Here is a 12513-nt window from a genome sequence, read left to right on the forward strand (position 1 = left end):
ATAACGGACAAAATTGTCCGAAAATACTTCCCCTATGCCATCCCCCACCAAACGGCCTGATGCCGAAACCCGCCGTGTGCAATTGCTAGATGCGGCAGACGCCGTCTTTACCACCCATGGCGTCAACGCCCCGCTGGAGCTGGTGGTGGCGCATGCCGGCGTTGGCAGAGCCACGCTGTACCGCCAGTTCCCGGACCGCCATGCCATCTTGCTGGCACTGCTGGAACGCTCCTGCGAGCGTCTGTATGAAAAAGCACAGAGTTTGAGCGCGCAGCCCGAGGCCTTCTTTATCCTGCTGGAACACCTGGCCGAGCGCATCGTGCGCTCGCCTGCTCTGTCGGACTACTGGCGCACCACGGGTCTGAATGACCCCCGCTTTACACACGCACGCCAGCGCTTCAAGGAAAGCTTTGCGCCGGCATTGAAAAAAGCCCAGGCCCATGGTCTGGTCCGCTGCGATGTGCAGCCGCAGGACATCGCCTTGCTGTCTGGCATGCTGGGGGCCGCCTTGCGCGGCAATACCGATGCCGACCGCCGCCGTCTTGCCAATCAGGCGCTGGGCCTGCTACGCCGTGGCCTGCGCCCCGACCCGCTCGATGACTGAAACCGTCTACCTGCGCCGCCCACCAGACTGGGAAGAGCACGAAAAACCGGCCTTGCCCGGCTCACCGGCCATGCTCTCGCACGCGGCCTGGGAACGCGTGTGTTATGCCCTGGTTGCCATACTGGTGGGCATTACTGGAGGTTTGGGCAACGCACTGTTCACAGCCAATCTGCCCACCATTCAAGGGCAGATGGGGCTGACCAGCAGCGAAGCGGCGTGGCTGACCGGTGCCTTTGTGACGTTCAATGTCACGGCCAACTTGCTGATTTACAAGTTTCGCCAGCAATACGGCATGCGTCTGTTCACAGAAATCAGTCTCGGCGCTTATGCATTGCTGTGTCTGCTGCATCTGGTGCTGGGCAGCAGCGCCAGCCTGCTGTGGCTGCGTGCGGCCAGTGGCCTGGCTGCCGCTGCCTGCACTTCGCTGGGTACGCTGTACATGCTGCAGGCCCTGCCACGCACTTACGTGCTCAAGATGCTGGTGCTGGGAGTGGGCATCAGCCAGCTGGCCACGCCACTGGCCTGGATCCTGTCACCCAGCCTGCTCAATCACGGGCAGTGGCAAAACCTCTACATGCTTGAAGCTGGTCTGGCCTTGCTGGCGTTTGCAGCCGTAGTCATGCTCAAACTGCCTGCGGGTGTGCACCTCAAAGCCTTTGAGCCACGCGACTTTCTCACCATGGGCCTGCTCATTCCCGGCGTGGGCTTGCTGGTGGCGGTTCTGGTGCAGGGCACCACCCGCTGGTGGTTCAACGCACCTGAGCTGGCCTGGATGCTGATGGCAGCCATCAGTCTGATCTGTGCCGGCCTGTATCTGGAACACCACCGCCCCAACCCGCTGCTGCATACACGCTGGTTTGCACAGGGGGCCACCATCCGCTTTGTGATTGGCGCCATCGTGCTGCGTTTCTTGACGACAGAGCAAAGCTACGGAGTGGTCGGCCTGATGCGCACACTGGGCATGACGGCCGAGCAGATGCAGCCACTGTTCATCGTCATTTTGATCGGCACCGTGCTTGGCATTGGAGCTTCGGCGCTGACGTTCGGCCTTGAAACCGCGGGCAAGCAATTGCTGGCGGCGATTGTCTTGCTGGGCGTGGCAGCCATCCTGGACTTTGACCGCAGCAGTCTGGACAGGCCTGCCAATTTTTATGTCAGCCAGTTTTTTCTGGCCATGGGTTCAGGCATGTTCATGGGCCCGTTGATGCTGCAAGGTATTGCCCAGGGCCTTAAAAACGGCCCCCATTTCATGCTGACCGCCATCGTGACCATCTCTTTGACGCAAACGCTGGGCGGCTTGATGGGCTCTGCCTTGCTGGGCACCTACCAGACCTACCGAGAGCAAGCGTATTCCGTGGCCTTGGTCGAGCAGATCGACCCCACCCACCCGCTGGTGGCACAGCGCCTGCAACTGCAGCAGCAGGCACTGGCCCCTTACATCACAGACAGTGCCCAGCGTGCCGCACAAGCCAGCGCACAGCTGGCCCAGATTGTGCGGCGCGAGGCCCATGTACAGGCTTTCAATGACGTCTTTCGTGTGATTGCCATGGCAGCTCTGAGCTATCTGCTGTGGTCGGTACTGCTGCTGGGCAGCGCCAAGCTGGCTGCATCTCAAGCGGCGCGCCGCGCAGCCAGCACCACCCACGACATGGGGACTGACGCTGCCATGCAGCCTGATGACGAAGGGGCCGCCCCCCCGGTCAGCACCAGCACACCGCCTTCCCGATAAAACCAACAACATTGCATTCGTATGAGCACAACATCTGCTTCACCCTCTCCAGCAGCCACTGCTGCGGCACCCTCGCCATCACCCACGCCCAAGAAAGAGCGCCCGACTGTACGCAGCGCCTTGCTCATGGCAGTGGTGGCCCTGCTTGGTATCGTGCTGGTGCTGCGCGCATGGCATCTTGGCCCATTCCAGAGCGCAGACATCTCCACCGACAACGCATATGTGCGTGGCCAGATCACGGTGCTGGCCCCCCAGGTCAATGGCTATGTGACCGAAGTACTGGTCAAAGACTACGAACATGTGCGTGCTGGCCAGCCGCTGGTCAAGATTGACAGCCGCACCTACGAAGCCGCTTTGGCCCAGGCACAGGCACAGCTGGCCAGCGCCCAGGCCCAGCTGGCCAATGCCACGCAGACGCAGGCACAAAATCACGCCAGCCTCAAAGCCAGGCAGGCGACGCTCAGCGCCACCCAGGCAGAATCTGAGCGCGCCCAGGCAGAGCTGCACCGTGTGCAAGATCTGGCCCAGCGAGGCTCCGTCTCCCTCAACGAGCGCGACAAGGTCCGTGCAACCGCACGCCTGGCCAGTGCCAACACCGACAAAGCCCGGGCTGACATCACCATTGGCCAAGAGACCATCAAAGCCACAACTGTGAACCGCGCCGCGCTGCAAGCTGCCGTGCAAATGGCGCAGGCCCAGGTACACCAGGCACAGATCAACCTGGACAACACCACCGTGCACGCCCCCAGCGATGGGCAAGTCAGCGAGGTCTCTGCACGCCAGGGCCAGTACGTCGCAGCGGGCAGCCAGTTGCTCTATGTTGTTCCACCCCAGTTGTGGGTCGTTGCCAACTTCAAGGAAACCCAAACAGCCCACGTGCGCATTGGCCAGAGCGCTCATTTCACCGTCGATGGGCTGGACAGCGCAGAACTTACCGGCAAAGTGCAGGAGATTGCGCCGGCCACAGGTTCAGAGTTCTCCGTACTGAAGGCCGACAACGCCACCGGCAACTTCACCAAGGTGGTACAGCGCCTGCCCGTCAAAATTGCGATTGATGCCGATCAGGCCCTGGCCCAGCGCCTGCGTGCGGGCATGTCCGTCGTCGCCCACGTGGATACGGGCAGTCAGGGGCTGCAACCATGATGCAGCGCCGCATTGCCACCGCCGGCACTTTGCTGGCCGCCGCCCTCAGCCTGAGTGCTTGCGCGCCCATGCCTGCCGCCATGCCTGACAACGCACGGGCCGTGCTACCCGCGCAATGGAGTGAACCTCTGGCCGCAGGCACCGAGCAATCTCGAGCTGTTGCTACCGATTGGTGGACACAACTGGGCGATGCCCAGCTCAATGCCCTGGTCGCTCAGGCGCTGGCCAACAACACCGATGTACTCAGTGCCATGGCCCGCGTGCAGGAAGCACAGGCCAACCTAGCCTTCACCGATGGTGCACGCAGCCCGCAAGTCAACGCCACGCTCACAGCACAGGCAGCGCGCAGCCTGGCAGCTGCGGGCCCCACGCACAGCCGCAGCTTTCAGCCCGGCCTGCAAGCCAGCTGGGAGCTGGATGTATGGGGCCGCCTGTCCGCGCAAAGCCAGGCGGCCAGCGCGCGCGTACAGGCCAGTCAGGCAGACCGTGATGCCATGGCGCTGAGCGTGGCTGCCACTACGGTGCAAACCTACGTGGGCCTGCGGGCGCTGCAGACCCAGTTGGCTATCAGCCAGGCCACGGTGCAATCGCGTGCGCAAGCCCTTGAACTGGCGCAAGACCAGGTGCGCGTGGGCTACAGCTCGCAGCTGCAGCTGACGCAGGCGCAATCGGAATACGCCAGCGTGCAGCAACAGGTGCAGCAGTTACTGTGGCAGATCGACAAGCAGCGCAGCACCCTGCACCTGCTGCTGGGCCAGGCCGGAGGCGACACACCGCCTGCTGCCACTGCCGACTGGCAAGACCTGCAACTGCCCCCTGTGCCCGCCAGCCTGCCCTCGCAACTGCTGCAGCGGCGCCCTGACATCGCCCGCGCTGCCCACACACTGGCTGCCAGCGACCACAGCCTCAGCGCCCAGCGCGCGGCCTTTTTGCCACAGGTCAGCCTCAGCGCCAACGTGGGCAGCCTGCTGATCAACAGCCTGGACTACAACCCGCTGACGCTGTGGGGGCTGGGTGGCAGCCTGCTGGCCCCGCTGTTCAATGGTGGTCGATTGCATGCACAGCTCGATGCCGCTGCCGCGCAGCGCGATCAGGCCGCTTACGCCTACCGCGCTGCCGTGCTCAGTGCCTTTGCCGATGTAGAAAATGCGCTGACCGGCACCCGCCGTCTGGCCCAGCAATCGCAATTTGCCACCGAGCGCCGTGATGTGCTGCAGCAATCGCTGGGCTTTGCGCACGACCGCTATGAGGCAGGCTACGCCTCCTACCTTGAAGAGCTGGATGCACAGCGCAACCTGTACGCTGCACAGCTTGAAGTGGTCAGACTGCGTCAGGCAGAGCTGGACAACCGCGTGCAGCTGTATAAAGCGCTGGGCGGTGGCTGGAGCGCCGCCGCCACACATTCTTAAGAGCCGGTCTGCACGGCTAACGCTCAGACCAAGCCAAAGTGGCGAGCCAGCCACTGCCCCAAAGAGCTGGCAGCTGCATCAGCAGCCGCAGCGCCAGCCGATTTGGCACCAGCGCTTTGCACCCCACAAAAACCGCAGTTCATGCGGTTTTGTGCTTTCAATGCACCCCAGCAAACAGTGGGTACAGCGACAGCAGCAGCAGCAACGCCATCACTCCATTAAAAATTTGCAGTGCACGCGGTGACTGCAGCCAGCGGCCAATGGCACTGCCAAACAAAGTCCAGGCGCTGATGCAGGGGTAGTTCACGATCAGCATCACCACCGCGCCCACCGCCAAACTGGCCCAGTACGCGTTGGGCGAGGTATACGCGGCCACCACGCCCACAGACATCAGCCACGCCTTGGGGTTCACCCATTGGAAAGCCGCAGCCTGCCAGAAATTAAACGGCTTGGGCCGGGCATCGGCCACTTGCGCACGGCCTGAAGTGGCAATCTTCCATGCCAGCCAGATCAGGTAGGCGGCACCTACGTACTGCAGCACGGTGTACAGCTGAGGCACTTGCTCAAACAACGCCCCCAGCCCCGCCCCCACCAGCAGCAGCATGATGGTGCCGCCCACAGTAATACCGAGCATGTGCGGCACGCTGCGCTTGTAGCCAAAGTTGGCACCCGAGGCCGTCAGCATCACGTTGTTGGGGCCGGGAGTGATGGAGCTGACAAAAATAAACGTTGCCAGCGGCAACAGCACGGGATTGGCAGACAGGGTGGACAGTTCGAGTGGCAGGTTCATGGCAAGCTCCGGGTCATCAGTGCTTGCATGCTAGAGGCGTTTAACCGTACAGTACCAATACAGTTTCACAAGTCGATTTACCTGCTGTATGGCTCAAAATACCCGAACAGTTGCCAGCAACACGCTGGGCTGGCAAGCACAGCGCGCACCCGGCATGCCCCCTTTGGTGGAGCAACTGGTGCAGCACTGCCTGCAATTGCTGCACCATCACAGCCTGCGTGCGGGCACGCGCCTGCCCTCAGTGCGCGAGCTGTCTGACAGTGCCGGCGTCAGCCGCGACACCGTGGTGCAGGCCTATGACCGGCTGGTTGCCCAAGGCGTGGCCCATTCACGTCCGGGAGCCGGTTTTTTTGTCAGCGCGCAGCGCAGCCCACACCTTGTGCAAACGGGAAAATCACTCAAAACCCCCATCCTCTCTGCCGATGCGGCGTTTGATACGCCTTTTTTGCTGCGCAGCATGTTCCGTCCCACCGAAGGTACGCAGCTCGATGGCAGCACCGGCATCTTGCCTGCCAACTGGATGGACCACGACATGCTCAACGCCGCCGTACGCAGTGTGGGACGCAGCGCAGGCGTGCAACTGCTGGGCTATGGCGCACCGCAAGGCTACGCGCCCTTGCGCCAGCAACTGTCGGCCCACCTGCTGGCGCAAGGGCTGACGGTAGACCCCGAGCAAGAGTTGATGACGGTCACCGGCGTCACCCAGGGCATGGACCTGGTGCTGCGCAGCACGCTGCGCCCCGGCGATACGGTTTTGGTCGAGGACCCGACCTGGTTCATGGTGTTTGGCATGCTGCGCGCCCTGGGCGTGCAGATGCTGGCCGTGCCACGCCTGCGCGATGGGCCTGATCTGGCAGTGCTGGAACATCTGGCCGCCACCCACAGGCCCAAAATGTTCATCACCAACACGGTGGTGCACAACCCGACGGGCTTTGGCCTGTCGCTGCCCGTGGCCTATGACGTGCTGCGCCTGGCCGAGCAGCACGACTTTCTGGTGCTGGAAGACGATACCTACGCGGACTTTGCCCCGCAACACCCCATGCGGCTGTCCACGCTGGACCGGCTGCGGCGCGTCATCTTGCTGGGTGGTTTCTCCAAAACACTGGCTGGCAGCCTGCGCGTAGGCTATATCGCGGCCAAGCCCGAGCGCATTCGCGCGCTGACCGATGCCAAACTGCTCAGCGGCCTGACCAGCCCCGAACTGGGCGAGCGCGTGGTGCACCGCATTCTGGCCGACGGTCAATACCGCAAACACGTGCTGCGCCTGCGCGAGCGTCTGGATGAAACCCGCCACCGCTGCCTGAAGATGGTGGAAAGCATGGGGCTGAAAGTGCACCAGGAGCCACTGGCAGGCATGTTTGTGTGGGTAGATGCCCAGCAAGATACGGAAGTGCTGGCACGCAAGGCCGCAGCGCAGGGGGTGCTGCTGGCACCGGGCGTGCTGTTCTCTGCCAACCAGCAGCCTTCCACCATGCTGCGATTACCGGTGTCGATGGTCGATGAAACAGCAGGCTGCCAAAAAATGGCGCTGCTGCTCAGGCAAATTGCCAAATCAAATTAATAGATTTCAAATTAATAGATTAAATATTTATTAATAACCAGAACCATTCAAATATAAATAACAGTTTTATTCAAGCCATTCAATGTCTATTGATAACGACCCCGCTCACGATATTTCTCACCTCACCCGCGTATGGGCCACTGCGCAAACCCTGCTGCGCGATTACCCGCAGGCCGATGCCCAGGTGGTAGAGGCCGCATGCCGGTTGCACGACTGCGTCAATCTGCCCAAGAACCATGCGCAGCGCCACCAGGCCTCACGCATGGCTGCAGAAAAAGCACTGGGCATTTTGCGCAGCGAAGGCTTTCCTGAGGCAAAACTGCCTGCCGTAGCCCATGCGATTGAGGCGCACAGTTTTTCTGCCGGTATTGCGCCGCAGACCATCGAAGCCCAGATCGTGCAAGACGCAGACCGGCTGGATGCCCTGGGCCCCGTGGGCATTGCGCGCATGTTCAGCGTGGGCGGACAGCTCGGTCGCCCACTGGCACACCCGGGCGATCCGCTGGCCAGCGCCCGCCCGCTGGACGATGGCCGCTATAGCCTGGATCACATTGCCGTCAAACTGGCAACCCTGCCCGCCAGCATGCAAACCACCGCAGGCAAGCGCCTGGGGCAGGAGCGCTTGGCATGGATTCTGGAATTCAGGGCCGCCTTTGCACAGCAATGGCTGGGGCAGCCTGCGCTGTAGACACGGCCCCATGTGGCACAAGGCGGTCGCTGCAAAACGATGGGGTGATGCAAGCCAATGATCCAGCCCGCATTTCCCCGACACATACAGGCCACCGCCACCATTGGCCCGACTTAACGTTGACTGCCAAACAGCGCCACGGTCCTTGGTGCACAAGCGCCCACAGCTCATAAATTCGCCAATGAAAGTCACCTATGCATCAATCGCCGCGCTGAGCGCACTAGCGCTGACACCCTCCGGGCGACGACGATGCAGGGTTGTTTCAACCATCCCCCCACGGCCCCATGACTGACGTGCACCTTCAAAGTCACCACATTGCCACGCCCCAGGGCTTGCTGTTTGCACAAAGCTGGACACCCGAGCAACCCCACGGGGCAGCCTTGGTGCTGCTGCACGACTCTTTGGGCTGCGTGGCTCTGTGGCGTGACTTTCCCCTGCAGCTGGCACAGGCCACCGGGCGTACCGTCATTGCCTATGACCGACTGGGCTTTGGCGCATCTGCGGCCCACCCCAGCACCCTGCCCACCAGCTTTGTGGCCGACGAAGCCCGCCAAGGCTTTGCAGCGGTGCTGGCGCATTTTGGTCTGCAGACCTTTGTGGCGCTGGGGCACAGCGTAGGTGGCGGCATGGCCGTGTGCTGCGCGGCCACCTACCCCCGCCAGTGTCAGGCGCTGATCACCATCGCAGCCCAGACGTTTGTACAAGAGCGCACCCTCACAGGCATCCGCCAGGCCCAGGCAGAGTTTGCCCAGCCCGGCGCCATGGATCGCCTGGCCAGATACCACGGTGCCAAAGCCCACTGGGTGCTGCACGCATGGACAGACACCTGGCTGTCTCAAGCGTTTGCCCACTGGCGGCTGGACCCCTTTTTGCAGCAGGTGCAATGCCCCACGCTGGCCCTGCACGGTGAACTGGATGAATATGGCACTGCCATTCACCCACAGACCATTGCCGCTCTGGTGCAAGGGCCTAGCAGCCTGCATCTGCTTGCCGATTGCGGCCATGTGCCCCACAAGCAGGCACTGCCTCAAACGCTGGATTTGATCAAAACGTGGATTAAGTAAAGCAAAGCATATGAAATACAAACACCAAAAAATAAAAAGTACCGCCATTTTCACCATGGTGTTTATTGTTGCCATCTGGGCGCTGGCTTACCCAGTGGCATCTAATCTGCCATCCACCGTATTCAAAGAACCTTTGAATTCTTTGTATGGTGTGCTGAATGTGCTATTTACTGCACTGGCTTTCAGCGGGGTAATTATTACGCTGATTTATCAGAACTACCAAGCCGAAGCCGCACACCAGGAATCGATGGAAAAATCCATTCTGGAAATGTTTCAGGTATTTACCAGCAGCGATTTTCAGAAAACCAAAGATGCTGCATTCCGCGTGCTGATACCCGCCATTCAGCACAAAAAATATGCCATGTTTGTCGCAAGCAGGCTGTATGCGGTAGAGCAGCAGAAATTTCCAGATAATCAGCAGATTACACAGACCATCGAAGCACTGGAGGGCAATAAAGAGCGCTTGAAAAGCATGGATTTTTCCAAAATCGAGCGCGATGACCGCCTCAAACTGGACGATGTTCTGAATTTCTTTGCCATGCTGGCACAGCGCGAATCAGCGATTGAGGTGGTCAAACACGTCGACTTTGCCTATGACTGGTGGCGCCCCTCGTTACTGGTGATTGCACAATGCCAGCTCGATCACTTTGATGCCCACCCAAAAATTCATGAGTACTGCAAGAACAAGCCCATCATGAATACGCTGACCAAACTGGATATCCTGTTTGGCCACACGCCATTAAAAAGCCGAGCAGAAATCCTGCATTACCTGCAGCAGCACCCCAAAATGCAGGACTACAAAATTGACCAGGCGTTCTTTGCAGGCGACGAACAAGCTCTGCAGCCAGCACTCTAAGCAAAGGCTCTCAAGTATCTGAAAAATAAAATAAGAGCTGCTATCGATTATAAGGCAATGACTTCAGATAGTTTTATATCTGAAATCCTTTATTCATAAGCGATAACAGCTATCAAAACAAGCACGTAACCCTCCACACACGCCTTGAGCAATCGTGGCTTTGCCGGGGCGTAGCCTGCTGTGACACGCTTCATCTGCGCTGGCATGCTGCAATCAGCTGCACCCACTAGCAGGCTGATCAGGCCGTTCAAACCCTTATTTCTCCAGCCCTTCTGAAAGAACTATCAATTTCATAATCAGATGGATAAATCAACAGGGAGGCTAGCATTCATGCAACTCAACAACATCAAAATAGGACGCCGTCTGGCATTGTCCTTTGGCCTGGTTTTGCTCATCACCGCGGTGATTGCCGGTATTGGTGCCTGGCGTTTGGAAACATTGGCGCACACCACCCAGCAGCTCACCCAGGTAGATAACGAGCGCCTGCAGGCCACCATGGAGTGGCGACAGAACATTGAGTTGAACTGGATGCGCACACGCGCCGCAGGGCTGTCGGCAGACAGCGGCCATTTCGCTGAACTGCAAGCCGAAATGGAGGCGACCTCAGCTGCGGTCAACACCACACGCAGCACTGTCGAGCGCTTGATCACCAGCGATACGGGCCGCCAGCTCATCACCAATATTGACAAGGCGCGCGAAGCTTACCGGGCCCCCAGAGCGGCCTTGCTTCAACGCAAAGCCAGCGGCGAAGACGTGTCATCTGCGCTGCGCCAGCAGCTGACACCGCTGGCACAAGCCTACAACCAGTCCGTGCGAGACTTTGAGCAGCGGCAAAAAGAGCTGTATGAAAAAACCCGCGATGAAGCTGCCGCACAGGCCAAACAAGGCCAGCTCATCATTGCTGTCTGCGCTGTGCTGGCACTGCTTGCCGGCGCATGGTCGGCCTGGCTTTTGAGCCGCTCTGTGACGAGACCTTTGCAGCTGGCTGTGCGCAGCGCCAGCGGCATTGCTGATGGCGATTTGACACAAGCCATTCATGTGGAAGGTCGCGACGAAATGGCGACGCTGCTGGCTGCACTGAAAAATATGCAAGGCAAGCTGGCTGACGTGGTCGCAGGTGTGCGCACCAATGCAGAAAGCGTGGCCTCTGCCAGCGCACAGATTGCACAAGGCAACAGCGATTTATCCAGCCGCACCGAAAGCCAGGCCAGCGCACTGGAAGAAACCGCTGCCTCCATGGAGCAGCTGGGCTCCACCGTGCGCCAGAACGCCTCCAATGCACATCAGGCCAACCAGCTGGCATTGGAAGCGTCCACCGTCGCCGCGCAAGGCGGTGACGTTGTGTCTCAGGTCGTGAACACCATGCAGGGCATCAACGACAGCAGCCGAAAGATTGCAGACATCATTGGCGTCATCGATGGCATCGCCTTCCAAACCAACATCCTGGCCCTGAATGCAGCGGTAGAAGCCGCCCGTGCTGGAGAACAAGGCCGTGGCTTTGCCGTTGTGGCCAGTGAAGTGCGCAGTCTGGCGCAGCGCAGTGCCGAGGCCGCCAAGGAAATCAAGCAATTGATCTCTGCCAGCGTGCAGCAAGTAGAGCAAGGCACACACTTGGTGGACCAGGCAGGCACCACCATGAGCGAAGTGGTACGTGCCATCCGCCGTGTCACAGACATCATGGGCGAGATCAGCGCTGCCAGCACCGAGCAAAGCCAAGGCGTAGCCCAGGTCGGTGAAGCCGTCATGCAAATGGACCAGGCCACCCAGCAAAATGCAGCGCTGGTCGAGGAAAGTGCCGCAGCTGCAGGCAGCCTCAATGGCCAAGCCACACAGCTGGTGAACGCGGTAGCGGTTTTCCGGCTCCCCCAAGGCGTCGGCCAGCAAGCGATAGCCACCACGGGCTATGCCGCACAGCACACACAGCCCAGAAAAAGCATGGCGGCGAACACACAGGCGCTTCTACAGTCTCCCCACTAAAGCTCAACTGCATCTGCCAAGCTTGCCAAGCTTGCCAAGCAATGTAGAGCCTGTTTTGTCTGCCCCCGCTCAGCAGCTCTGAGCAAACAAAGAAAGCCCGAAATTGGGCTTTCTTTGTTGCATGAGAGCGTGCGTCATATCCGCGCCTGCCGGCACTGGGGCCCGCTAACTCCAGCGGCTGCAATACGCACCCCAAAAAAAAGCCTGGCCCACACAAGGTGGGCCAGGCTTTTGCGTCAGCCAACAGCATCCAGGCAAGCCTGAATGCTGCGGAAAACGACTATTTAGTAACGGTCACGGCCACCGCCGTAGCCACCACCATTGCCGCCGCCGAAGCCGCCGCCGTTGTTACCACGGAAACCGCCGCCATTGCCGCCACGGAAACCGCCGCCGTTTTCTTCACGGGGACGAGCAACGTTCACCATCAGGTTACGGCCGCCCAGCTGTTGCTCGTTCAGGCCGTTGATTGCGGCTTGAGCTTCTGCTTCCGAAGACATTTCCACAAAGCCGAAGCCCTTGGAGCGACCTGTATCACGCTCCATCATGACCTTGGCGGACACGACGTTACCGAATTCGGAGAATGCTTGTTCCAGATCGTTGTCGCGAACGGAATAGGCCAGATTGCCAACGTACAGTTTGTTGTTCATAGTGAAACTCTCAAAGTAACTGAGCACAGCCTGAGGCTGTATTCA

General features: G+C 60.0%; 11 protein-coding genes. 9 read left to right on the forward strand and 2 right to left on the reverse strand.

All coding sequences use genetic code 11. The features are described from left to right. Window positions 1-34 precede the first annotated feature (34 nt). The 4 genes from IB213_RS15395 to IB213_RS15410 are packed head-to-tail and all read left to right on the forward strand — an operon-like array spanning window position 35 to window position 4885. Window positions 35-604 (forward strand): TetR/AcrR family transcriptional regulator, encoded by a 570-nt coding sequence (locus IB213_RS15395; RefSeq protein ID WP_191721448.1) that lies wholly within the window; start codon window positions 35-37, stop codon window positions 602-604. Beyond that, window positions 597-2333, forward strand: coding sequence for an MFS transporter (locus tag IB213_RS15400; protein ID WP_192407672.1), 1737 nt, complete (start codon window positions 597-599; stop codon window positions 2331-2333). The genes IB213_RS15395 and IB213_RS15400 overlap by 8 nt, the downstream gene beginning before the upstream one ends. Window positions 2334-2354: 21 nt before the next feature. Then, window positions 2355-3476: an HlyD family secretion protein gene (locus IB213_RS15405; protein ID WP_192407674.1), complete on the forward strand. Its 1122-nt coding sequence runs from the start codon at window positions 2355-2357 to the stop codon at window positions 3474-3476. Next, window positions 3473-4885 (forward strand): efflux transporter outer membrane subunit, encoded by a 1413-nt coding sequence (locus IB213_RS15410; protein WP_192407676.1) that lies wholly within the window; start codon window positions 3473-3475, stop codon window positions 4883-4885. The genes IB213_RS15405 and IB213_RS15410 overlap by 4 nt, the downstream gene beginning before the upstream one ends. 157 nt (window positions 4886-5042) lie before the next feature. On the opposite strand, the gene IB213_RS15415 is transcribed toward IB213_RS15410, so the two are convergent. Continuing rightward, the gene (locus tag IB213_RS15415; protein WP_192407678.1) at window positions 5043-5675 is read right to left on the reverse strand and encodes a LysE family translocator; all 633 of its coding nucleotides are present in this window, start codon (window positions 5673-5675) and stop codon (window positions 5043-5045) included. An 88-nt stretch (window positions 5676-5763) separates the two neighbouring features. Here IB213_RS15415 and IB213_RS15420 point away from each other — a divergent pair, with 88 nt between their 5' ends. The 5 genes from IB213_RS15420 to IB213_RS15440 all read left to right on the forward strand — a co-directional run bounded on the left by IB213_RS15420 (window position 5764) and on the right by IB213_RS15440 (window position 11821). Further along, window positions 5764-7236: a PLP-dependent aminotransferase family protein gene (locus IB213_RS15420; RefSeq protein ID WP_192407680.1), complete on the forward strand. Its 1473-nt coding sequence runs from the start codon at window positions 5764-5766 to the stop codon at window positions 7234-7236. Window positions 7237-7318: 82 nt separating this feature from the next. Next, on the forward strand, window positions 7319-7924 hold the full coding sequence (locus tag IB213_RS15425; protein ID WP_191721441.1) for an HD domain-containing protein: 606 nt from the start codon (window positions 7319-7321) through the stop codon (window positions 7922-7924). A 284-nt stretch (window positions 7925-8208) separates the two neighbouring features. After that, window positions 8209-8988, forward strand: coding sequence for an alpha/beta fold hydrolase (locus IB213_RS15430; protein ID WP_192407683.1), 780 nt, complete (start codon window positions 8209-8211; stop codon window positions 8986-8988). Between the two features lie 10 nt (window positions 8989-8998). Continuing rightward, a complete protein-coding gene (locus IB213_RS15435; protein WP_192407685.1) occupies window positions 8999-9844 on the forward strand; it encodes a hypothetical protein in 846 nt (281 codons plus the stop codon). Between the two features lie 330 nt (window positions 9845-10174). After that, window positions 10175-11821, forward strand: a complete 1647-nt coding sequence (locus IB213_RS15440) for a methyl-accepting chemotaxis protein (protein WP_192407686.1) — start codon at window positions 10175-10177, stop codon at window positions 11819-11821. Window positions 11822-12105: 284 nt separating this feature from the next. On the opposite strand, the gene IB213_RS15445 is transcribed toward IB213_RS15440, so the two are convergent. Then, a complete protein-coding gene (locus IB213_RS15445) occupies window positions 12106-12468 on the reverse strand; it encodes an RNA-binding protein (RefSeq protein WP_191721437.1) in 363 nt (120 codons plus the stop codon). Window positions 12469-12513 lie beyond the last annotated feature (45 nt).

The sequence above is a fragment of the Comamonas sp. CMM02 genome, from assembly GCF_014851485.1.
In the GTDB taxonomy this organism is placed as follows: domain Bacteria; phylum Pseudomonadota; class Gammaproteobacteria; order Burkholderiales; family Burkholderiaceae_C; genus Comamonas; species Comamonas avium.

Coding starts and splice junctions, on each gene's coding strand:
- IB213_RS15405 (WP_192407674.1), top strand. CDS start 2,355: ATGAGCACAACATCTGCTTCACCCTCTCCAGCAGCCACTGCTGCGGCA.
- IB213_RS15420 (WP_192407680.1), top strand. CDS start 5,764: ATGGCTCAAAATACCCGAACAGTTGCCAGCAACACGCTGGGCTGGCAA.
- IB213_RS15430 (WP_192407683.1), top strand. CDS start 8,209: ATGACTGACGTGCACCTTCAAAGTCACCACATTGCCACGCCCCAGGGC.
- IB213_RS15425 (WP_191721441.1), top strand. CDS start 7,319: ATGTCTATTGATAACGACCCCGCTCACGATATTTCTCACCTCACCCGC.
- IB213_RS15435 (WP_192407685.1), top strand. CDS start 8,999: ATGAAATACAAACACCAAAAAATAAAAAGTACCGCCATTTTCACCATG.
- IB213_RS15440 (WP_192407686.1), top strand. CDS start 10,175: ATGCAACTCAACAACATCAAAATAGGACGCCGTCTGGCATTGTCCTTT.
- IB213_RS15410 (WP_192407676.1), top strand. CDS start 3,473: ATGATGCAGCGCCGCATTGCCACCGCCGGCACTTTGCTGGCCGCCGCC.
- IB213_RS15415 (WP_192407678.1), bottom strand. CDS start 5,675: ATGAACCTGCCACTCGAACTGTCCACCCTGTCTGCCAATCCCGTGCTG.
- IB213_RS15395 (WP_191721448.1), top strand. CDS start 35: ATGCCATCCCCCACCAAACGGCCTGATGCCGAAACCCGCCGTGTGCAA.
- IB213_RS15400 (WP_192407672.1), top strand. CDS start 597: ATGACTGAAACCGTCTACCTGCGCCGCCCACCAGACTGGGAAGAGCAC.
- IB213_RS15445 (WP_191721437.1), bottom strand. CDS start 12,468: ATGAACAACAAACTGTACGTTGGCAATCTGGCCTATTCCGTTCGCGAC.